The following is a 20793-nucleotide window of genomic DNA, read 5'->3' on the forward strand; positions in this document are numbered from 1 at the left end:
GTTGTTTCGCCGTGACCCCACCGGGTATCGGCGGACCATGACCGACACGACCACGCGGACGTCCGCGGACCCCGACGACGACCGCAAGCCCGACTCGCCGTCCGACCTGCACCGACGGTCGTGGATCTACGTCGGACGCAAGACACTCCGGGAGTTCTCGAAGGACCAGTGCACCGACCTCGCGGCCGCCCTCACCTACTACGCCGTGCTGGCGCTGTTCCCCGCCCTCGTGGCGCTGGTCTCGATGCTCGGCGTGTTCGGGCAGGGGCGCTCGACCGTCGACGCGCTCCTCGAGATCGTCGACCAGGTGGGGCCCGCGTCGGCCGTCGACAGCCTGCGCCCCACGATCGAGGGGCTCGCGACGTCGCAGGGGGCGGGCCTCGCGCTGGTGCTCGGCCTGCTCGGAGCGCTGTGGTCGGCGTCGGGCTACGTCGGCGCGTTCGGACGGGCCATGAACCGCGTGTACGAGGTCGGCGAGGGCCGGCCGGTCTGGAAGCTGCGCCCGCTGCAGCTGCTGGTGACGCTCGTGTCGCTCGTGCTGGTCGCCGTCGCCGCGGCCTCGCTCGTGCTGACCGGGCCGGTCGCCGAGGCCGTCGGCGACCAGATCGGCCTGGGGTCCACCGCGATCCTCGTGTGGGACGTCGCCAAGTGGCCCGTGCTGCTGGCCGTCGTGGTCGTGATCGTGGCGGTGCTCTACTACGCGACCCCCAACGTCAAGCAGCCGAAGTTCCGCTGGATCAGCGTCGGCGCGGTCTTCGCGATCGTCGTGTGGATCCTCGTGTCGGCGGCGTTCGGCCTGTACGTGGCGATGTTCTCGAGCTACGACAAGACGTACGGCTCGCTCGCGGGCGTCATCGTCTTCCTGCTGTGGCTGTGGCTGACCAACCTGGCGCTGCTGTTCGGCGCGGAGCTCGACGCCGAGCTCGAGCGCGGACGCGAGCTGCAGGCCGGCCAGCCCGCCGAGGAGACGATCCAGCTGCCGCCGCGCGACACCCGGACCATCGACAAGGCCGCGGCCAAGCACCGCGAGGACGTCGCCGACGCCCGCGAGATCCGGCAGGACGCCGAGGTCGAGGCCGACGACCGCAGGCGCGGGAGCGACGGGTGACGGGCCGGACCGGTCGACGGCCGGGATTCGTCGCCGTCGCACCGGGTACGGGGTGGCGACCGAACCCCGCACCCGAGGAGCACCCATGACCGAGACACCCGACACCACTCCGCAGGCCGACGAGGGCCAGAACGACCCCGTCGACCCCGTGCAGGAGGGCGCGCCCGCGACCGGCCCCGAGGCGCCCGTGCCGCCGGGCGGCTCGACCGACGACGACGCCTGACGCATCCGTCACGCCACCCCGCCCCGCCCCCGCCGAGCGCTCGTCTCGACGGGGGCGGTGCGCGGTCAGCGCAGGAGACCCCCGGTGGCCCGACGCACCCGGGCGTGGGCGATCGCGGCGCGTGCCGCGTTCATGCCCGGCGCACCGTGCACGCCGCCGCCGGGGTGGGCCGAGGCCGATCCCAGGTAGAGCCCCCGCACGGGGGTCTCCGAGCGGCCCAGGCCCGGCACCGGCCGGAAGATGAGCTCCTGGTGCAGCTGTGACGTCCCCCCGTTGATCGCCCCGCCGATCAGGTTGGCGTCGCGCTGCTCGAGCTCGCGCGGGCCCAGCACGCGGCGCGACACCACGGTCGAGCCGAAGCCCGGCGCCAACGCCTCGATGCGCGCCTGCATGCGGTCGGCGAACCGCTCGCAGTCGTCGCGGTCCCACACGCCGCGCACGCTCCCGTCACCGGCGTCGCCGACCGAGTGCTGCGGCACGTGGGTGTACGCCCAGAGCGACTCGGTGCCGGCGGGCGAGCGCGTCGGGTCGGACGTCGTCATCTGGCCCGCCAGCATGAACGGCGCCGCCGGCACCGTGCGCGCGGCGACCTGGCCGTGGGCCTCGGTCATCTGCTCGACCGAGTCGGCGACGTGGAACGTGCCGGGCGCGTGCGGGGGCGCGGACGCCCACGGGACCGGACGGTCGACGGCCCAGTCGACCTTGACGGTCGACGGGTCGAGGTCGAACGACCTCATGGCCTGACGCGTCCGCGCCGGCAGGTCCTCCGGCGCGAGCAGCCGGCCGTACAGGTGCGGCGCGACGATGTCGGCGACGACGGCCCGCCCGGCCGCGAACCTCTCGCCGTCGCGGGTCAGCACCGCCGTGGCACGACGGTCGGTGACCTCGACGCGGACGACCTCGGCGGCGTAGCGGATCTCGCCACCGAGCGACTCGAACCGTCGTCGCAGGGCGTGGGCCAGCTGGCCCGCACCGCCCTCGGGCACGGGGAAGCCGACGGTCTGCCCCAGCATCGACATCAGGATGCCCATCAGCCCCGACCCGGGAGCGTTGAGGGGGATGTCGGCGTGGCCCGCGTTGCCGGCGATGACGAGCCGCGGCCCCACGCCCCCGAAGCGCGACAGGCCGACGTCGGTGGCGGGCGTCAGCATGGTCTTGACGAAGTCGAGCCCGCCGACGCTGCGCAGCCTCGCGAGCGCGCCGATGCCGTTCCTGACGGGCGGGAACGGCGACAGCAGGGCCTTGATCATCTGGTCGCCGATGCGGTCCCACTGCCCGCACAGGTCGAGCCACGCCTCGCCGTCCCCGGCGTGCGCCGCGTCGAACAGCCCGGCCGTGACCTCGCGGTCGCGGTGCAGCATGCCCCAGCTGCCGTCGCGGAGGGGGTGCCCCAGCACGGCGGGGGCGTGCACCCACGTCAGGCCGTGCCGCTCGAGGTCGAACGACCGGATCGTGGGCGACGCCTCGGCCAGCGGGTAGAACGCGCTGAACGTGTCGTGGACGAAGTCGGGGTGCACGTCGCGGTCGCTCTTGACCGCGCCGCCGACCTCGTCCTGCGCCTCGAGCACCAGGACCGACCAGCCGGCGTCGGCCAAATGGTTGGCCGCGACGAGGCCGTTGGGTCCCGCGCCGATCACGACGGCGTCGTGCCCGTGCGATCCGCTCATGCGGCGGACCCCCTCGACCCCCGGCGGCGCGCGAGGGCGACGAGGTTGCGGACGATCCCGACGTACGGGTTGCCCTGCTGGCCGTGCAGGCTGTTGCCGGCCTCGACCGACGACAGGACGTTGCCGGTCGTCGGGGCGACGGGCGTCGTCACCTCCATCGCGCCGACGCGGAACAGCGGTCCGATCAGGCGGTCGAACACGCCGGGGAACGCGCTGAAGCCCATCCGCACGACGTCGTTCGACCGGTTGACCTGCGTGCGCGCACGGGGGCGGTCGATGCGCTTCAGCGCGATGCGCGCGACCTTCTCGGGACCGGCCAGGGGCGGCGGCGGACGTCCGACGAAGCCGTCGTACGTCGCGGCCTGCTCGTAGATCGGGGTGTCGACACCGCCGGGCGACACGTAGGAGACGTGCACGTGCCGCAGGTCGCGGTTCTCGACGTGCAGCTGGCGGGCCAGGGCCCGCACGCCCCACTTGCTCAGCACGTACGGGCTCATCGACGGCACCGCGATGTGCCCGATCAGCGAGCCGATCAGCACCAGCGACCCCGCGCGCTGCTGGCGCAGCACGGGCAAGGCGTGGCGGGAGACGTTGACCGATCCGATCAGGTTGGTGCGCAGCACGCCGTCGAAGACGTCGGCGGGGATCTGCTCGGTGCGTCCGTAGGCCACGACACCCGCGGAGTGCACGACGGCGTCGAGGACGCCGTGGCGCTCGACCACCTGCGCGAAGCAGGCCGCGACCGCCGCGTCGTCGCCGACGTCGGTCGGCACGACCATGACCGACCCGGCACCGCGGTCGCGGCACTCCTGCGCCACGACCTCGAGGGTCGAGGCGCCGCGGGCCACGAGCACGACGTGGTCGCCGGCGTCGGCGGCCTGCAGGGCCGTCGCGCGGCCGATGCCGCTCGACGCCCCCGTGACGACGATGACCCGCGCCGCCCGCGTCACGGCTTGTTCTCGGCCAGGTAGGCCAGCCGGCGCAGCGTCTCGGAGTTGCGCCACTTCAGGGTCAGGCCCTTGAGCGGCTCGGGGACCAGCGTGCCGGGCCCCGCGACGGCCTCCTCGCGGATCGTGACCTCGGTGTGGGCACCCGATGCCACGAGCTCGATCTCGACCTCGGCCTCGCCGATCGGCCACCCGCGGGCACGCAGGCGGATCAGGCGCTCGGGGTCGAGCTCGACGACGCTGGTCGTGTCGTCAATCAGCGCGGGCCACACGCCGACCGAGTGGTGGATGCGGGAGTCGACGGCCGGGAAGGCGTCGTCGACCTCGCGGACGCGCGTGGCGCCGACCACCCACAGCGGGTAGGTCCATCCGTCGGTCACGATCTCCCACACGCGGTGAGGGGTCGTGCGGATCGTGCGGGTGTTGGTGCTCATGCGCGTCGCGTACCCGAACCCCCCTCCCCCAACCCCCTCGGGCACGTGGTCTCGATCTCAGCGAATTCTCAGACGATCCGGCTTGAACACGTCGCGTGCCGGTGTCTATAAAGGTGCCGTAGTTGAGTCACATCGACTCAACCCCCAGGAAGGAGATCTGACATGACCGCGATGACCTTTGATCCTTTCGCCGAGCTCGACCGCCTCGCGGGCGGCCGCAGCCCGCTGCGCACCGGCCCCCGGGCGGTCCCCGTCGACCTGCTCAAGGACGGTGACCGCTACGTCCTGACGGCCGATCTGCCCGGGGTCGACCCGGGCTCGATCGACATCGACCTCGACGGTCACCTGCTGACGATCCGCGCCGAGCGCACCGCGGCCACCCACGAGGGCGCGCAGTGGATCGCGCAGGAGCGTCGCACCGGCAGCTACGTGCGCCAGTTCACGCTGGGCGACGGTGTCGACACCGACCGCATCTCGGCGACCTACGACCACGGCGTGCTGTCGCTCGTGGTCCCGCTGAGCGAGCGGGCGCGGCCACGCAAGATCCGGGTGAGCGACGCCGACGAGCCGGCCTCGATCGGCGCCTGACGCCGCACGGGCCCGACGGGGTCCGGCCGATACGCTCGGTCGGACCCCGTCGGACGTCCCGGCGCCGCCGCGCGAGGAGGACCCATGACCGATCCCACCGACCACCCGGACGAGTCCCAGCCCTGGAAGCCGGGCCCCAACGCCCCCGAGGGCGGCTGGCCCGACGACGACCTCGTCGACGAGATGTCGGAGGAGTCGTTCCCCACCAGCGACCCGCCCTCGACGTGGGCGGGCGACGACCGGGGCTGACGCCGCACCACCCGCGGCGTCAGGCGAGCAGCGACTCGTACAGGCGCCGGTGCGCCACGGCGACCTCGAGCCGCTGCCGCTCGCGGTCGGCGACCGTCGCGGCGGGCTCGGCGCGCACCAGCGCCCGAAGCACCGCGGCCTCGAGCGTCGACTCGTCGAACAGGTCCTCGTCGAGGAGGTACGTCTCGACGGGCCCCTGGTCGGCGTAGTAGCCGCACGACGGCGCCACCACCGCGGTGCCGACGTCGCGGCACGCCTCGAGCCACCCCGAGTGCGTGCCGAACCGGTAGGGCAGCACCGAGACGTCGAGCGACGACAGGTACGCCCACAGCTCGTCGTCGGTGAAGTACTCGTGGACCCGCAGGTCGATGCGGTCGCCGAGGTCGTGGACGAGCCCGGCCAGCTCCGCGTCGTACGCGCGCCCGCCCGGCTCGAGCAGCTCGGCGTGCCCGTTGACCTGCAGGACCGCACCCTCGATGCCCTCGACCGCCCGCACGAGCGCCGGCAGGACGATGCGTGGGTCCATGCCGGCGCGGACGCTCTTGAGGTGCAGCCCGACCCGGGCGGTCCGTCCGGGTCGGGAGGTGCGTCCCGCCTGCCGCTGCGCCATCTGCTCGACCTCGACGACGTGCGGGTGCGCGATCACGGTCGGCCACCGGCCCCACCGCCCCGCGATCTCCGCGGCGGCACCGCGGGTCAGCGTGACGAGTCCCTGCGCGGCCGGCACCAGCACGTCGAGCTGGGCGTCGTGCTCGCGGCGGTCGGCGTGGTGCGGGTTGCGCAGGTCGTGCACCGTCAGCACCAGGGGCTTGCCGTGCGTCCGCAGCGCGTCGACGAGGTCGGCCAGCTCGGCGGGCGTGCGGGCGTCGAAGCCGAAGTGCACGTGGAAGACGTCGAACGACTCGTGGTGCCGGTGCACCCACGCGGCGGCGAGCATCGTCGGCGGCCACCACTGCGACTGCTCGGACCGGCCCGACGTCGGCGGGTCCGGCAGGCGGACGACGCCGTCGTCGACCCCGTCGGGCGCGGAGAGGTGGCGGACGTAGACGTGCGAGGCGGGCACCGACGCGACGCGGATGACCGTCGCTGCGCGACGTGCCGGCAGGTCGGCGGTGAGGGTGGGGCTGGGCATGACGGACTTCCTGGTCGATCGACGACAGGCGACCTTCTGCACCCGGCGCAGGTGCGTACCCGGAACGCCGCACGGCAACCGGCCCGCGCGGCGGTGACGTCGCGGGCTGATCCGGTGACCCGGTCGGGACGAGATCCGTTCGATCCCGCCCCGAGCGGACGAGCGCCGGGTACGCCCTAGTCGCGCCCCTGTCGACCGCTTCGCGCAGGACCGCCGCTGTGTTCTCAACACCGGCCCTGCGGCCACGGTACGCCTCGCCACCTCGCGGTCGGGCATCCCGCGGGCGACCCGGCCTCGATCGCGCCGTCAGAGCCCGTCGGCCAGCCGGTGGTAGGCCTGGTTCCAGCGCAGCTCCTGCAGGAACCGCCGCGGCTCGGTGTCGGCGTCGATGTGGACGAGCTCGGTGCGCAGGATCTCGGCCAGGTCGTCGAAGGCCTCGATGCCGACGGCCGTCGTCAGCACCGTGTGGTGCGGGCCGCCGGCCATCAGCCAGGCCTCCGCGGAGGTCGGCAGCGACGGGTGGGGCTGCCACACGGCGCACGCCACGGGCAGCTTCGGCAGCGGCTCGTCGGGCTCGACGAGGGTCACGTCGTTGGCCGTCAGCCGGAACCGGTCGCCGAGGTCGGACAGGCCGACCACGATTCCCTCGGCCGGATCGGCGACGAACGTGAGCCGCACGGGGTCCTCGCGGCCGCCCATGCTGAGGGGGTGCACCTCGGCGCTGGGCCGCGACGCCGAGATCGTCGGGCACACCTCGAGCATGTGGGCGCCGAGGGCCTTCTGGTTGCCGGGCTCGAGGTGGTACGTGTAGTCCTCCATGAAGGACGTGCCGCCGGGCAGCCCCGCGGCCATGGTCTTGGTGACGCGCACCAGCACCGACGTCTTCCAGTCGCCCTCGCCGCCGAAGCCGTACCCGTCGGCCATGAGCCGCTGCACCGCGATGCCGGGCAGCTGGCGCAGGCCGCCGAGGTCCTCGAAGTTGGTCGTGAAGGCGCCGAAGCCGCCCGCCTCGAGGAAGCGTCGCAGGCCGACCTCGAGCTGCGCCGCGTAGCGCAGCGTCTCGTGCCGGTCGGCGCCCACCTGCAGGTCGGGGGCGATGTCGTAGAGGTCGGCGTACTCGGCCACGACCTTGTCGACCGCGCCGGGCTCGACGTCGCCGACGACGTCGACCAGGTCGTTGACGCCGAACGTGTTGACCGAGACGCCGAACCGCCGCTGCGCCTCGACCTTGTCACCCTCGGTGACCGCGACGTCGCGCATGTTGTCGCCGAACCGGGCGAGCCGGAGCGTGCGCATGTCGTGCGCCGCCGTCGCCGCCCGCGCCCACGTCGCGATCCGTCCACCGACCGCCGGGTCGCTGACGTGCCCCGCGACGGTCTTGCGCGGGACGCCCAGACGCGTCTGGACGAAGCCGAACTCGCGGTCGCCGTGCGCGGCCTGGTTCAGGTTCATGAAGTCCATGTCGATCGTCGACCAGGGGATGTCGCGGTGCCACTGCGTGTGCAGGTGCAGGAACGGCTTGCGCATCGAGTCGAGGCCCTGGATCCACATCTTGGCCGGGCTGAACGTGTGCATCCAGCCGATCAGGCCGACGCACGAGTCGTCGGCGTTCGCCTCGAGCATGACGCGCCGGATCGCGTCGGCCGTCGTCAGGACGGGCTTCCACACGACCGGCACGGGGATGCGCTCGTCGCCGTCGACCATCGCCGCGACCTCACGCGACTGCTCGGCCACCTGGGCGAGGGTCTCGTCGCCGTAGAGGCTCTGGCTGCCGGTGAGGAACCAGACCGTGCGCGGGGTGGTCGACGGATCCTGCTGCGTGCTCATGGGCGATCTCCCTCGGGGCACATCACTGCCCGTAGACGTTCTGGTAGCGGTCGAACAGGTGCGAGACCTGGCGGTCGGGGATGGCGACGGGCTCGCCGAGCTGGCGCGCGACGTGGACGGTGCGGGCGACGTCCTCGCACATGACGGCCGCCTTCACGGCCGAGCGGGCGTCCTTGCCGATCGTGAAGACGCCGTGGTTCTGCATCAGCACCGCCGGCGACCTGCTGCCCTGCAGCGTCTCGACGATGCCGCGGCCGATCGAGTCGTCGCCGATCAGCGCGAACGGGCCGACGGGCACGGGCCCGCCGAACTCGTCGGCCATCATCGTCAGGACGCACGGGATCGGCTCGCCGCGCGACGCCCACGCCGTGGCGTACGTCGAGTGCGTGTGGACGACGCCGCCGACGTGGGGCAGGTGGCGGTAGACGTAGGCCTGCGCGGCGGTGTCGGAGCTGGGTGCGAGATCGCCCTCGACGACCACGCCGTCGAGGTCGCACAGCACCATCGACGCGGGCGTCAGGTCGTCGTACGAGACGCCGCTGGGCTTGATGACCATCAGGTCGTGCCCCGGCACGCGGGCCGACACGTTGCCGGCCGTCCAGACCACGAGCTCGTAGCGGGTCAGCTCGGCGTGCAGCGCGCACACCTGCTCCCGCAGGGCACGGATCGTCGAGGTGACGTCGGCGGTGACGGTCACGAGGTCTCCCCCTGTGCCGCCCCGGCCCCGGCGCGGCGCTCCTGACGTCGGCGGACGGCCCGGCGACGTGCGTCGCGCAGGCGGTGCATGACGTCGTCGCCACCGCGACCGAAGTGATCGTGCAGCGCGGTGTAGTCGGCGAACAGCAGGTCGTACGCCTGGGCGTCGACCTCGTTCGGGGTGACCACACCGCGCCGCACCGACCCCATGGCCTTCGCGGCGGCGCGTATGTCCGCATACGCACCGGCCGCGACGGCGGCATGGAGAGCAGAGCCCAGCGCGGCGCCCTGCTCGGACCCGACGACGGACAGCGACAGGCGCGTCACGTCGGAGTACACCTGCATCAGCAGGGGGTTCTTCGACAGCCCGCCGGCGATCACGAGCTCCTCGACGGGGACGCCGGAGGAGGTGAAGGCCTCGATGATCGTGCGGGTGCCGAAGGCCGTGGCCTCGATCAGCGCGCGGTACACGTCCTGCGGCCGGGTGGCCAGCGTCTGCCCGACCACGAGGCCCGAGAGCTCGTGGTCGACCAGGACCGAACGGTTGCCGCTGTGCCAGTCGAGGGCGAGGAGGCCGTGCTCGCCGACCTCCTGCTCGACGGCCAGCGCCGTGAGGTGCTCGTGGACGGACCGGCCCAGGGCCGCGGCCTCGTCGTGGACGTACGGGGGCACGCCGTGCTCGACGAACCAGCCGAAGATGTCGCCGACCCCGCTCTGCCCCGCCTCGTAGCCCCAGCTGCCGGCGACGATGCCACCGTCGACGACGCCGCACATGCCCGGCACCTCACGCAGCACGCCGGCACTGACGACGTGGCACGTCGAGGTGCCCATGATCGCGACCATCTGGCCGTGGTCGACGGCCTGCGCGGCGGGGGCGCTGACGTGCGCGTCGACGTTGCCGACGGCCACCGCGATGCCCTCGGGCAGTCCCGTCCAGGCGGCGGCCTCGGCCGTCAGGCCGCCGGCGCGCTGGCCCAGCTGGCCGATCGGCTGCGCGAGCTTGTCGTCGACGAAGCCCGCGAAGGCGGGGTCCAGCGCGGCGAGGAAGTCGGCCGACGGGTACGAGCCGTCCTGCAGGATGCCCTTGTAGCCCGCGGCGCAGGCGTTGCGCACGTAGGTGCCGCACAGCTGCCAGACGATCCAGTCGGCGGCCTCGACCCAGCGGGCGGTGCGCGCGTAGGTGTCGGGGTCCTCGTCGAGCAGCTGCAGCCCCTTGGCGAACTCCCACTCCGACGAGACGAGCCCGCCGTACCGCGGCAGCCAGGCCTCGCCGCGCTCACGGGCGAGCTCGGTGATGCGGTCGGCCTGGGCCTGGGCCGCGTGGTGCTTCCAGAGCTTGACGTAGGCGTGCGGGCGCGCCGCGAGGTCGTCGACCTCGTTGAGCGGGGTGCCGTCGGCGAGGGTCGGCACCATGGTGCAGGCCGTGAAGTCGGTCGCGATGCCGATGACGCGGTCGGGCGCGACGCCTGCCTCGGCCAGGGCCGCGGGCACCGCGACCCGCAGCACGTCGCGGTAGTCGTCGGGCACCTGCAGCGCCCAGTCGGGGGCGAGCTCGACGGGTCCGGCGCCGGTCAGGTGACCGGGGATCTCGCGGTCCATGACGGCGTGCCGGTAGGGGTGCACGGCGGTGCCGAGCTCGACGCCGTCGCCGACGCGCACGACCAGCGCACGCCCCGACAGGGTGCCGTAGTCGACGCCGACGACGTACGTGGCGTCGTCGTCCCGCGTCCGGTCGGCGGTCACGGGGTCCTCCTGGGCTCGACGGGGCGGACCCCCGTGCTGGTGCGCACGACGAGCTCGGGCTCGATGAGCCGCTCGAGGTCCTCGTCCTCGCCGCTGATCGCGGCGTGGAGCACCGCGATGGCGCGACGGCCGACCTCGGCGAAGTTCTGGCGCACCGTCGTGAGCGGCGGGATCAGGTAGCCCGACTCTGGCGAGTCGTCGAAGCCCACGACGCTGACGTCGTCGGGCACGCGGACCCCGGCCTCGTGCAGCGCCCGCAGCAGGCCGATCGCCATCTGGTCGTTGGCCGAGAACACCGCCGTGACGTCGCGCGACCGGGCGATGCGGGCGCCGAGCAGGTAGCCGCGCTCGGCGGTCCAGTCGCCGACCAGCAGGGGCCCGGGCTCGAGCCCCGCACCCGTCAGGGCGTCCTGCCAGCCCTGGCGGCGGGCCTCGGCCTCGGTCCAGTTCACGGGTCCGCTGATGTGCGCGATGCGGGTGTGGCCGAGCGCGATCAGGTGCCGCGTCGCCTCGAGCGCGCCGCGGTGCTGGTCGACCCCGACGGCCGACGGCCCCCGCGACAGGTCGCCCTCGACCACGACGAGCGGGACGCCCGGGTCGTGGCGGCCGATGACGTCGAGCGCCTCGTGCTGCGCCGCGATCATGACGATGCCGTCGACCGACTGGCGCATCAGGTGGTCGATCGCACCCGTCAGGCCGGTGCTGGTGATCTCCTTGAGGCTCACGGACCCGGCGAAGTAGCCGGCCTCGCGGGCGGCCTCCTCGATCGTGCGCTGGATGCTGGTGGGGCCGTACAGGCCGGTCTCGGTGCTGATGATGCCGATCGTCGACGAGCGACGCGTCACGAGGGCACGGGCCGCCGTGTTGGGCCGGTAGCCCAGCTCGGCGATCGCCGCCTCGACCTTCGCGCGGGTCGCCGGCTGGACGTTGGGCAGGCCGTTGACGACCCGCGAGACCGTCTGGTGCGAGACCCCGGCCAGCCGGGCGACATCGGCCATGACGGGGGCGTGGGAGCCGTTCGAGCGCAGGGTCATGACTGCCTCCTCGAGAAGAAGCGTTGCATGACGACGAACACCAGCAGCAGGACGCCGATCGAGATCTTGGTCCACCACGAGCTCAGGGTGCCGTCGAAGGAGATGAAGGTCTGGATCGCCCCGAGGACCAGGACGCCCAGCAGCGATCCGATGACCAGCCCGCGTCCGCCGGTGAGCAGCGTCCCGCCGATCACGACCGCCGCGATCGCGTCGAGCTCCATGCCGACGGCGTGCAGGCTGTAGCCCGACAGCATGTAGAGGGAGAACAGCAGGCCGGCCAGTGCCGAGCAGAAGCCGCTGATCGCGTAGACGCCGACCTTGACGCGGGCGACGCGCAGGCCCATCAGCAGGGCCGAGGCCTCGCTGCCGCCGACGGCGTAGACGGTCCGGCCGAAGCGCGTCATGTGCAGCACCCACGCCGCGACGCCGACCACGACGAGCGCGATGACGGCGGTGTACGTCAGGTAGACGTCGCCGGGCAGCGTGATGGTGGCGCTCGACAGCGAGCCGAACAGGTCGTCGCGGATCGGGATCGACTCGACGCTGATGAGGTAGCAGAGCCCGCGGGCCAGGAACATGCCGGCGAGCGTCGCGATGAACGGCTGGATCTGGAAGTAGTGGATCACCAGACCCATCAGCAGCCCGAGCAGCGTGCCGACCGCCAGCACCGTCACCATGCTGAGCACGGGAGGCCAGCCGGCCCGCAGCGTCGCCGCCGCGATCATGGTCGACAGCGCGACGACCGAGCCGACGCTGAGGTCGATGCCGCCGGTCAGGATCACGAACGTCATGCCGACGGCCAGGACGATCAGGAACGCGTTGTCGACCAGCAGGTTGACCATCACCTGGGGCGAGGCGAACCCCTCGTAGCGGATCGATCCGACGCCGAACATGCTGACGAACAGCACGAACGTGGCGATGACGGGCACGAAGCGCTGGGGCGGGCTGTACCCCTTGACGCGGTCGACCCACGAAGTCGACCCGACGGTCACGGCACTCATGCGACACCTGCCTTCACGGGGGCCGCGGCAGGACGGCGGGTCACCGCGAGGGCGGCCCGCGCCTGCGGCGACTGGAGGAGGCACACCACGATCACCGCGACGGCCTTGAAGAGGTAGTTGGTCTCGGCCGGGATGCCGATCGTCGGGATCGTCGTGGCGAGCGTCTGGATGAACAGCGCGCCCACGAGCGTGCCGGTCAGCGAGAACCGCCCGCCGGCCAGCGAGGTGCCGCCGATCACGACGGCCAGGATCGCGTCGAGCTCGATGAACAGTCCCGCGTTGTTGGCGTCGGCGGCGCTGGTGTTGGACGCGATCATGAGCCCCGCGATGCCGGCGCAGAACGCCGCGAACACGTACACCGTCCAGATGATCGTGCGCGACCGGACGCCGGCGAGTCGCGCGGCCCCGGGGTTGATGCCGACGGCCTCGATCAGCATGCCGAGCGCCGTGCGGCGGGTCAGCACGGCGGTGATGCCGAGCACCACGAGCGCCACGATGATCGCGACCGGCAGGGTCGCGACGAAGCCCGCGCCCAGGCGGCGGAAGGCCGGGTTGTTGACCGTCGTGATCTGGCCGTCGGTGATGAGCATCGCCAGGCCGCGACCGGCCGTCATCAGCACGAGCGTCGCGATGATGGGCTGGATGCCGAGCACCGAGACCAGGAAGCCGTTCCACAGGCCCAGCAGCACGCACACCGCGAGCGCGGTCGACATCGCGACGATCGCGGTGCCGGTGGCGCTCTCCTGCGAGGAACCGGCGATCGACGTGCACGCGACGGCACCGGCGATCGCGGCGATCGCGCCGACCGAGAGGTCGATGCCGCGGGTCGCGATGACCAACGTCATGCCGAGTGCGACGAGCAGCACGGGGGCGCCGTTGCGCAGGATGTCGACCAGGCTGCCGTAGAGGTGGCCGTCCTGCATGCGGATCGAGAAGAACGACGGCGTGGCGATGACGTTCACGACCAGCAGGACGACCAGCGCGAGGACGGGCCACATCAGCTGGTGGCGCACCAGCGGGCGCAGATCAGGCACGGGGAGCCTCCTCGGCCGTGGTGGTGGTGACGGCGTCCGCCGGACCGGGCGAGGACGCCTCGCCCGCGATGATCTGCAGGACGTCGGCGACGTCGAGGTCGACGTTGTCGCGCTCGGCGATCTTGCGGCGGTCGCGCATCACGACGACGCGGTCGCTGAGGCGCAGGACCTCCTCGAGCTCGGCGGAGATGAACACGACCGACATGCCGTCGCGGGCCAGCTCGGCCACGAGCTGCTGGATCTGCGCCTTGGCGCCGATGTCGATGCCGCGGGTCGGCTCGTCGAGGATCAGCAGCTCTGGCTCGGTGATGAGCCAGCGCGCCAGCAGCACCTTCTGCTGGTTGCCGCCGCTGAGGTTCCTCATCATGGCCTGCGGGTCGGCCGGACGGATGTCGAGCGCCTCGATGTACTTGGCCACGAGGGCGTCCTTGGTGCGCTGGGGCACGGGACGCATCCAGCCGCGCGACGCCTGCATCGCGAGGATCATGTTGTCGGCGATCGACAGCTCCCCGATGATGCCCTCGGCCCGGCGGTCCTCGCTGGAGAAGGCGATCCCGTGCTCGATCGCGGCGCGCGGACCCTTCAGGCGCACGCGCCTCGACCGCACCTCGACCTCGCCGGTGTCGGCGGAGTCGGCGCCGTACAGCAGCCGCGCCAGCTCGGTGCGTCCCGAGCCGAGCAGGCCCGCGACACCGACGACCTCGCCGTCGTGCAGCGTCAGGTCGGTGGCCTCGAGGCTGCCCTTGCGACCGAGGCCCAGCACCGTCATGAGCGGCGCCGGCTCGGGAGCCGCCGGATCGGCCGGGGTGCGGTCGATGCGGTCGAGCACCTCGAGCTCGCGGCCGATCATCTCCTGCACGAGCCTCAGCTGCGTCATGTCGGCGGTCAGGTGCTCGGCGACCAGGCGGCCGTTGCGCAGCACCGTCATGCGGTCGGAGATCTCGAAGACCTGGTCGAGGAAGTGCGAGACGAACAGGATCGCGACGCCGTCGGCGCGCAGGGTGCGCATGACGTCGAACAGCCGGCTCACCTCGTCGGCGTCGAGGCTCGAGGTGGGTTCGTCCAGGATCAGCACGCGGGCGTCGATGTCGACGGCGCGGGCGATCGCGACGAGCTGCTGGATCGCGATGGGGTGCTCGTCGAGCTGCGACCGCGCGTCGACGTCGAGGCCCAGGCGGTCGAGCACCTCGCGGGCGCGCTGGTTCATGCGCCGGGTGTCGATGCGGCCCAGGCGGTGCGGCTCGCGGCCGAGCATCATGTTCTCGGCGACCGTGAGGTTCGTGCAGAGGTTGACCTCCTGGTACACCGTGCTGATGCCGGCGGCCTGCGACGCGAACGGGCCGGAGAAGCTGTGGGGGGTGCCGTCGACCGTGATGGTGCCGGCGTCGATCGAGTAGACGCCCGTGAGGGCCTTGATCAGCGTCGACTTGCCGGCGCCGTTCTCGCCCATCACGGCGTGGATCTCGCCCGGGAGGAGCCGCAGGTCGACCCCGTCGAGCGCCTTGACGCCCGGGAAGCCGATCGAGATGCCCGTCATCTGCACGACGGGGTCCGGCTGGCCGATGCCGGTCGGCGACGGGCCGGTCTCGACGGTCGTCTGCATCATGTCTCCTCGGTGGTCCGGGTCCCGGGGGCTCGCGGGCGCGAGCCCCCGGGTGGGTGGTGGTGCGGCGTCGCTCAGTACTGGCGGTCGGCCAGGACCTGCTTGGCCGTCTCCTGGTCGAAGGCGCTCTCCTCGGTGACGACGCGCTTGGGCACGTCCTCGCCGGCGACGACCTTCTTGGCGAGGTCCATCAGCTGCGGGCCGAGCAGCGGGTTGCACTCGACGATGTAGTTGATCTTGCCCTCGGACAGGGCGGTCATGCCGTCCTTGACGGCGTCGACCGTGATGATCTTGATGTCCTTGCCCGGCACCTTGCCGGCCGCCTCGATCGCCTCGATCGCACCGAGTCCCATGTCGTCGTTGTGGGCGTACACGACGTCGATGCCCTTCTGCGACTTCAGGAACGACTCCATGACCTTCTTGCCGCCGTCACGGGTGAAGTCACCCGTCTGCGACGCGACGACCTTGATCGTCGGATCGGCCTTGGTGGTCTCGGCGAACCCCTCCTTGCGGTCGATCGCGGGAGCGGCGCCGGTCGTGCCCTGCAGCTCGACGACGTTGATCGCGCCGTTGCCGTCGACGTCGGAGTCGGCGGCGTTGTCGACCAGCCACTGGCCGGCCTTCTCGCCCTCCTCGACGAAGTCGGAGCCGAGGAACGTCGCGTAGAGGCTGTCGTCCTCGGAGTCGACCGAGCGGTCGGTCAGGATCACGGGGATCTTGGCCCGCTTGGCCTCCTGGAGGACCGAGTCCCAGCCGGTCTCGACGACGGGGCTGAACGCGATGACGTCGACCTTCTGCTGGATGTACGAGCGCAGCGCCTTGATCTGGTTCTCCTGCTTCTGCTGGGCATCGGAGAACTTGAGGTCGATGCCGTCGGTCTTGGCGCTGTCGCGGACCGACGTCGTGTTGGCCGAGCGCCAGCCGCTCTCGGCACCGACCTGCGAGAAGCCCATCGTGATGTCGCCCGAACCGCCCGAACCGCCGGAGCCGCCCGAGCCGGCCCCGTCCGAGCTGCTGCTTCCACATGCCGCGAGGCCACCGATGAGGGCTGCGCCCGCCGTGGCCGTCAGGATCTTCTTGAACACTGTCTTCCTCCATCTTCGGGAACCCCGGGCCGACGGCGAGGGGCTGTGTGGCGGGCGGACTCCGGTCACACGAGGCGGGCTGATCGCTGTGACCGGCATCACCTTGGAGTTGATTGTTAACGCTCACAATTCGCGTGTCAACCATGAGGGTGAAAAAAATGTGAGCGTTAACATCCCTGACGCGGCACGACCGGCTCGCAGGGCCGCGCCGGCGGGCCGTTTAGGGGGTCGGCCGGACGGACGTGCGCCGCAGGACGTCGTCGACGACAGCCTCGAGGTCGGCGCGCTCCCCCGCGACCGCGCGCTGCCGGTCGGCGCCGGTGCCGTCCCGCACCAGCCGGGCCAGGCCGGCCTCGACGAGCGGGCGGTCGCCCGCGAGGTCGAGCGCGGGGCCGATCGTCCGCAGGAGCGATCCGACGACGTCGGACGCGGGGTGCGCCTCGCCCGTCAGGGGGTCGAGCAGCGACCCCGCGAGTCCGTCGCGCCGGGCCAGCCAGCGGGCCGCCCGGAGCTGCTCGACGCGCCACACGGGTGCCCGCTCCCCCGCGCGCCACTGCCGCGCACAGGTCTCGACCAGCGCGCGCACGACGCCGGCGACGACGACCGTGTCGGCCAGGTCGGTGCACACGTCGGCGACGCGCACCTCGACGGTCGGGAAGTCACGTGCCAGTCGGGCGTCGAAGTAGACCATCCCGTCGTCGAGAGCCGCCCCGGACGCGATCAGGCCCGCCACGGCGCGTCGGTAGCCCGCGGCGTCGCCGAACGGCTCGGTGGCTCCCGCGGTGGGCCAGGCCTCCCAGACCTCGGCCCGCCAGCTCGCGAACGACGTGTCGACGCCGAGGTGGAAGGGCGACCCCGCCGACATCGCGAGCACGACCGGCAGCCACGGGCGGAGCCGGTCGACGATCGCGACCGCCTCCTCGTCGTCCGACACGTCCACGTGCACGTGCATGCCGCACACCAGGGCACCGCGCGCGACCCGTCCGTAGCGGGCCATCATCGTGCGGTAGCGGTCCTTGGGCGTGACGTCGCCGTCCGCGTCGAGCACGACCGGCGTCGGCATCGCGGCGAGGCGGGCCCCGACCGAGGAGGCCGCCTCGGCCGCCGAGGCCCGGGCCCCGGCGAGGTCGTCGAGCAGGTCGGCGACCGCCAGCCGGGGGCTCGACTGCGTCTCGACCTGCTGCAGGAACAGCTCCTGCTCCACGTCACCCTCGCCCTCGTCCGACCTCCCGACGGCCCGGTCCGACGACCCGACGAGACGGCGGGTGCCGGGGTCGACCAGGAACATCTCCTCCTCGACGGCCAGCTTGCGAGGCGTCACCCTCGCCGCGCGGACTGCTCGAGCCGGATGTCGCCCACCCCGTGCCGCACGACTGCCTCCATGTCCGCCCCTCCCTGGGCCCCGGCGCGTCCGGTGCCCGGGCCCGTCGTACCCGCGCGGGCCGGTCCCATGCGGCGACCAGCCGCGGGTGCCGGCGCACCGACCGGCCCTAGGACGCGGACCGGACCCAGCGCGCCGTCAGGAAGGCCGTGAAGCTCGTGATGGCGGGGGCCGTGATCTTGGCGGCCACGTCGTCCTTGATCAGGATGTCCTCGGCGCCCAGCAGCCGTCCCGTCGCCGGGTCGACGATCAGCACGACACGGTACGAGGGCGAGGACTCCGGGAACAGCGAGATGCCCAGGCCCGTCCGTCCGGCGCGGTCCTTCACGTCGCCGAGCAGGCGGTAGGCGCCCGTCTCGGCCATCAGGCTCCAGAAGGCCGCGTCGACCCGGGCCGGCACGACGTAGATGTTGTGCAGCTCCAGGATGTGCACGTAAAGGCACAGCGGCCGGTCGGGCCGGTCGCGCGATGCGCAGCCGGTCAGCTCCAGGAGCGCCGTGCGCAGCTTCGCCCGGTCGGTCGGCAGCCGGTCGAGCGCCGCGGCATCGATCTCGCCGGCGGGCTGCGTCACGTCGCCCTTGACCGGGAGCGAGTCCCAGCCGCCCGGCCGACTGAGCCCGCGCCCACTGTCGTCGAGCGGGTCGTCGACCTTCTCGACGCTGCGCTGCGCACCATCGCTGGTCAGCCACCGCTGGAGCAGGGTCGGGATGACCTCGGGCTCCTCGTCACCCCCGACCGTGGCGCTCAGGAAGAAGTTGTCCGACACGGTGTACTGGACCGGCCCTCGTCGAACCGGCTCGACCTGCTCGGCCGCCGTCTCCGAGAGCGACCGCAGGGTCTCCCGGGCGTCCTTGCCGGGTGCCGTCGCGATCTGCTTCGCCGAGGCGTACTCGTAGCTGAGGATGGGCACGGTCGAGGCGGCCGCGCCGTCGGGCTGCCACGGCTGGAAGACGCCCAGCTCGAACACGCTCACGGCGGCGACGGAGCTGACCACAGCGGCCAGGACCCGGCGGCGCCGGTGCCGGCGCCGCCTCGCCACGTCGACCTCGGACGGCCCGTCGTGACCGGCCAGCAGGTCGTCGGCCGAGGGGAACGCGAGGCCGTGCCGGGCCGGGTCGATGTCGGCGTGCAGCCCCGCCTTCTCGGCGGCCCGGCGCAGGCGGGCGAGCTCCTGCTCGGGGTCGACCGGTGTCTCGTTCATGCCCGCTCCCCCCTCTCGGACAGGATCGGCGTGCCGAGGTGCTCGGCCTCGAGCGCCTCGAGCCTGCGACGCAGGCGCAGGACGCGCGTCGTGTACGCCGAGGTCGAGATGCCCATGAGCCGTGCCCCGTCGGCGGTCGACAGCATCTGCACGAAGGCGACGGTCATGAGCCGCTGCTCCGACGGCTCGAGCGATCGCCACACCCACCGGCCGTACTCGGTGTCGGCGACCACCTCGGCGACGTCGGGGTTCACGGGGTCCTCACGGTCGGCGTAGTCCTCGATGAATCGGTTGTCGTGGTGCTTGCGCGTGACCCTCTGCCCTTCTTGCAGGACCTGGTTCCTGGCGATCCCCATGACCCACGGGGCCCACTCCTCGGGTCGTTCCGGGCAGGCATGGCGCTTGCGCAGCACGACCTCGAAGGTGCTGTTGACGACGTCCATCGCCTGTTCGGGCGACAGCCGCCGGGCGGCGAACGAGAACACCGCCTGCTGGAGCCGGGCGTAGAGCGCTCTGAAGTCCTCGTCGCTCACGCCCGCAGGATACGTGAGGCGCGGCTCAGTCCCGGCAGCTCGCGGCGGTCGACAGGAACCCTGCGCCTCGACGGTGATCCGGCGCCCCCGAGTGCGATGAACCACCACGGGGATGTCGATGCATCCCCGGGGGCCCACGCACAGAGGAGTCGTCACGACCATGAACACCGCAGCAGCCGACTGGTACCCCGACCCGCGAGCACCCGAGGGCGGACTGCTCCGCTACTGGGACGGGTCGACGTGGACCGAGCACGTCCGCGACGCCCCCTCGGCACCGGACCCCGCCGCCGAGGACCTGTCCGCCGCCTCCCGACGCTCGGTGCCGGTCCTCGGCGCCAGGAGGATCGCCCGCGACCTGATCGAGGAGAACGACCTCCTCGCGGCCGACAACCGGCGCCTGCGACGGGCCGTCGAGCACTACGGGATCGAGGACGTCGTGGGGCGCACGATCGCCCTCGACGACCTCGAGGCCGAGATCGGCGTGCAGCGGGCGCGGCTCGAGGGACTCCTCGAGCACGTCAGGAGCCTCGGGCTGACCCTCGCGAGCGATCGATCGTTCCCGCTCTGAGCGCTGCACGACGAAGCCCCCGACCCGCGTCGTCGCAGGTCAGGGGCTTCGTGTCGTGCTGTGGCAGGTGCAGGGTTCGAACCTGCGTAGGCTGAGCCGTCTGATTTACAGTCAGATCCCTTTGGCCACTCGGGCAACCTGCCGGGCGTTGCCGGGGCAACGACGAGCAAGCCTAGCGCAGCCGATTAGGCTGAGAGAAATCAGACCCACCGCAACGCTTCAGGAGCACCCTTCATGGCCGACTCGTCCTTCGACATCGTGAGCAAGATCGATCGCCAGGAGGCCGACAACGCGCTCAACCAGGCGGTCAAGGAGATCCAGACCCGCTACGACTTCAAGAACACCGGCGCCGAGATCAAGTGGAGCGGCGAGTGGGGCATCGAGATCACCGCCAACGCCGACGAGCGCGCCCTCGCGGTGCTCGACGTCTTCAAGGACAAGCTCATCAAGCGCGGCATCTCGCTCAAGGCCCTCGAGGACGGCGAGCCCCGCCAGTCGGGCAAGGACACCAAGCTCAACTGCACGTTCGGCGAGGGCATCAGCCAGGAGCAGGCCAAGAAGGTCTCCAAGCTGATCCGCGACGAGGGCCCCAAGGGCGTCAAGGTGCAGATCCAGGGCGACGAGCTGCGCGTCACGAGCAAGAAGCGCGACGACCTGCAGGAGGTCATCGCGCTGCTCAAGGGCGCCGACCTCGACTTCGCGGTGCAGTTCACCAACTACCGCTGAGCCCCACCGCGCC

At 72.2% G+C, this 20793-nt stretch carries 21 protein-coding genes and 1 tRNA gene; 6 read left to right on the forward strand and 16 right to left on the reverse strand.

Translation table 11 applies throughout. The features are described 5' to 3' along the window. Nucleotides 1-37: 37 nt before the first annotated feature. Both IFT73_RS10675 and IFT73_RS10680 read left to right on the forward strand, forming a co-directional pair. Complete coding sequence (locus IFT73_RS10675) at nt 38-1108, forward strand: YihY/virulence factor BrkB family protein (protein ID WP_056605963.1); 1071 nt, start codon at nt 38-40, stop codon at nt 1106-1108. An 85-nt stretch (nt 1109-1193) separates the two neighbouring features. After that, nucleotides 1194-1331 carry a hypothetical protein gene (locus tag IFT73_RS10680; protein ID WP_157432471.1) on the forward strand — a complete coding sequence of 46 codons (138 nt, stop codon included), beginning with the start codon at nt 1194-1196 and terminating at the stop codon, nt 1329-1331. 65 nt (nt 1332-1396) lie between these two features. Here the strand turns inward: IFT73_RS10680 and IFT73_RS10685 are convergent, their stop codons facing one another. From IFT73_RS10685 to IFT73_RS10695, 3 genes are read right to left on the reverse strand one after another with little or no spacing between them, the layout of a single operon-like run. Beyond that, nucleotides 1397-2998, reverse strand: a complete 1602-nt coding sequence (locus tag IFT73_RS10685) for an NAD(P)/FAD-dependent oxidoreductase (protein WP_192167604.1) — start codon at nt 2996-2998, stop codon at nt 1397-1399. Continuing rightward, the gene (locus IFT73_RS10690; RefSeq protein ID WP_192167605.1) at nt 2995-3948 is read right to left on the reverse strand and encodes an SDR family oxidoreductase; all 954 of its coding nucleotides are present in this window, start codon (nt 3946-3948) and stop codon (nt 2995-2997) included. Before IFT73_RS10690 ends, IFT73_RS10685 begins: the two co-directional genes overlap by 4 nt. After that, the gene (locus IFT73_RS10695; RefSeq protein WP_056605957.1) at nt 3945-4379 is read right to left on the reverse strand and encodes an SRPBCC family protein; all 435 of its coding nucleotides are present in this window, start codon (nt 4377-4379) and stop codon (nt 3945-3947) included. The genes IFT73_RS10690 and IFT73_RS10695 overlap by 4 nt, the downstream gene beginning before the upstream one ends. Nucleotides 4380-4541: 162 nt before the next feature. On the opposite strand from IFT73_RS10695, the gene IFT73_RS10700 reads away from it, so the two are divergent. Together IFT73_RS10700 and IFT73_RS10705 are read left to right on the forward strand one after the other, a co-directional pair. Continuing rightward, entirely contained in the window at nt 4542-4967 is a 426-nt protein-coding gene (locus IFT73_RS10700) for an Hsp20/alpha crystallin family protein (RefSeq protein ID WP_197984001.1), read from the forward strand. A gap of 84 nt (nt 4968-5051) precedes the next feature. Continuing rightward, nucleotides 5052-5216 (forward strand): hypothetical protein, encoded by a 165-nt coding sequence (locus IFT73_RS10705; RefSeq protein ID WP_157432470.1) that lies wholly within the window; start codon nt 5052-5054, stop codon nt 5214-5216. Nucleotides 5217-5235: 19 nt separating this feature from the next. On the opposite strand, the gene IFT73_RS10710 is transcribed toward IFT73_RS10705, so the two are convergent. From IFT73_RS10710 to IFT73_RS10765, 12 genes are all read right to left on the reverse strand, one after another. After that, the gene (locus tag IFT73_RS10710; protein WP_192167606.1) at nt 5236-6348 is read right to left on the reverse strand and encodes a glycosyltransferase family 1 protein; all 1113 of its coding nucleotides are present in this window, start codon (nt 6346-6348) and stop codon (nt 5236-5238) included. Nucleotides 6349-6654: 306 nt separating this feature from the next. After that, nucleotides 6655-8175: an L-arabinose isomerase gene (gene araA / locus IFT73_RS10715; RefSeq protein WP_192167607.1), complete on the reverse strand. Its 1521-nt coding sequence runs from the start codon at nt 8173-8175 to the stop codon at nt 6655-6657. A gap of 22 nt (nt 8176-8197) precedes the next feature. Further along, the gene (locus IFT73_RS10720; RefSeq protein WP_056605946.1) at nt 8198-8872 is read right to left on the reverse strand and encodes an L-ribulose-5-phosphate 4-epimerase; all 675 of its coding nucleotides are present in this window, start codon (nt 8870-8872) and stop codon (nt 8198-8200) included. Then, a complete protein-coding gene (araB, locus tag IFT73_RS10725; protein ID WP_192167608.1) occupies nt 8869-10614 on the reverse strand; it encodes a ribulokinase in 1746 nt (581 codons plus the stop codon). The genes IFT73_RS10720 and araB overlap by 4 nt, the downstream gene beginning before the upstream one ends. Continuing rightward, nucleotides 10611-11648: a LacI family DNA-binding transcriptional regulator gene (locus IFT73_RS10730; RefSeq protein ID WP_197984003.1), complete on the reverse strand. Its 1038-nt coding sequence runs from the start codon at nt 11646-11648 to the stop codon at nt 10611-10613. The genes araB and IFT73_RS10730 overlap by 4 nt, the downstream gene beginning before the upstream one ends. Next, nucleotides 11645-12649: a galactofuranose ABC transporter, permease protein YjfF gene (gene yjfF, locus IFT73_RS10735; protein ID WP_192167609.1), complete on the reverse strand. Its 1005-nt coding sequence runs from the start codon at nt 12647-12649 to the stop codon at nt 11645-11647. The genes IFT73_RS10730 and yjfF overlap by 4 nt, the downstream gene beginning before the upstream one ends. Then, nucleotides 12646-13683: an ABC transporter permease gene (locus tag IFT73_RS10740; RefSeq protein ID WP_371811241.1), complete on the reverse strand. Its 1038-nt coding sequence runs from the start codon at nt 13681-13683 to the stop codon at nt 12646-12648. The genes yjfF and IFT73_RS10740 overlap by 4 nt, the downstream gene beginning before the upstream one ends. Further along, the gene (locus IFT73_RS10745; protein ID WP_192167610.1) at nt 13676-15289 is read right to left on the reverse strand and encodes a sugar ABC transporter ATP-binding protein; all 1614 of its coding nucleotides are present in this window, start codon (nt 15287-15289) and stop codon (nt 13676-13678) included. Before IFT73_RS10745 ends, IFT73_RS10740 begins: the two co-directional genes overlap by 8 nt. A gap of 71 nt (nt 15290-15360) precedes the next feature. Continuing rightward, nucleotides 15361-16371, reverse strand: coding sequence for an ABC transporter substrate-binding protein (locus tag IFT73_RS10750; protein WP_371811242.1), 1011 nt, complete (start codon nt 16369-16371; stop codon nt 15361-15363). A gap of 220 nt (nt 16372-16591) precedes the next feature. Continuing rightward, nucleotides 16592-17692, reverse strand: a complete 1101-nt coding sequence (locus IFT73_RS10755) for a glutamate--cysteine ligase (protein WP_192167612.1) — start codon at nt 17690-17692, stop codon at nt 16592-16594. Nucleotides 17693-17861: 169 nt separating this feature from the next. Continuing rightward, nucleotides 17862-18953 (reverse strand): CU044_5270 family protein, encoded by a 1092-nt coding sequence (locus IFT73_RS10760; protein WP_192167613.1) that lies wholly within the window; start codon nt 18951-18953, stop codon nt 17862-17864. After that, the gene (locus IFT73_RS10765) at nt 18950-19486 is read right to left on the reverse strand and encodes a sigma-70 family RNA polymerase sigma factor (RefSeq protein WP_192167614.1); all 537 of its coding nucleotides are present in this window, start codon (nt 19484-19486) and stop codon (nt 18950-18952) included. Before IFT73_RS10765 ends, IFT73_RS10760 begins: the two co-directional genes overlap by 4 nt. 160 nt (nt 19487-19646) lie before the next feature. On the opposite strand from IFT73_RS10765, the gene IFT73_RS10770 reads away from it, so the two are divergent. Next, nucleotides 19647-20054 carry a DUF2510 domain-containing protein gene (locus tag IFT73_RS10770; protein WP_197984005.1) on the forward strand — a complete coding sequence of 136 codons (408 nt, stop codon included), beginning with the start codon at nt 19647-19649 and terminating at the stop codon, nt 20052-20054. 61 nt (nt 20055-20115) lie between these two features. On the opposite strand, the gene IFT73_RS10775 is transcribed toward IFT73_RS10770, so the two are convergent. After that, a tRNA-Tyr gene (locus tag IFT73_RS10775) sits at nt 20116-20197 on the reverse strand. Nucleotides 20198-20288: 91 nt separating this feature from the next. Here IFT73_RS10775 and IFT73_RS10780 point away from each other — a divergent pair. Beyond that, nucleotides 20289-20780, forward strand: a complete 492-nt coding sequence (locus IFT73_RS10780; RefSeq protein WP_192167615.1) for a YajQ family cyclic di-GMP-binding protein — start codon at nt 20289-20291, stop codon at nt 20778-20780. The last annotated feature ends 13 nt before the right edge of the window (nt 20781-20793 follow it).

Source organism: Aeromicrobium sp. CFBP 8757 (assembly GCF_014841755.1).
Taxonomy (GTDB): domain Bacteria; phylum Actinomycetota; class Actinomycetes; order Propionibacteriales; family Nocardioidaceae; genus Aeromicrobium.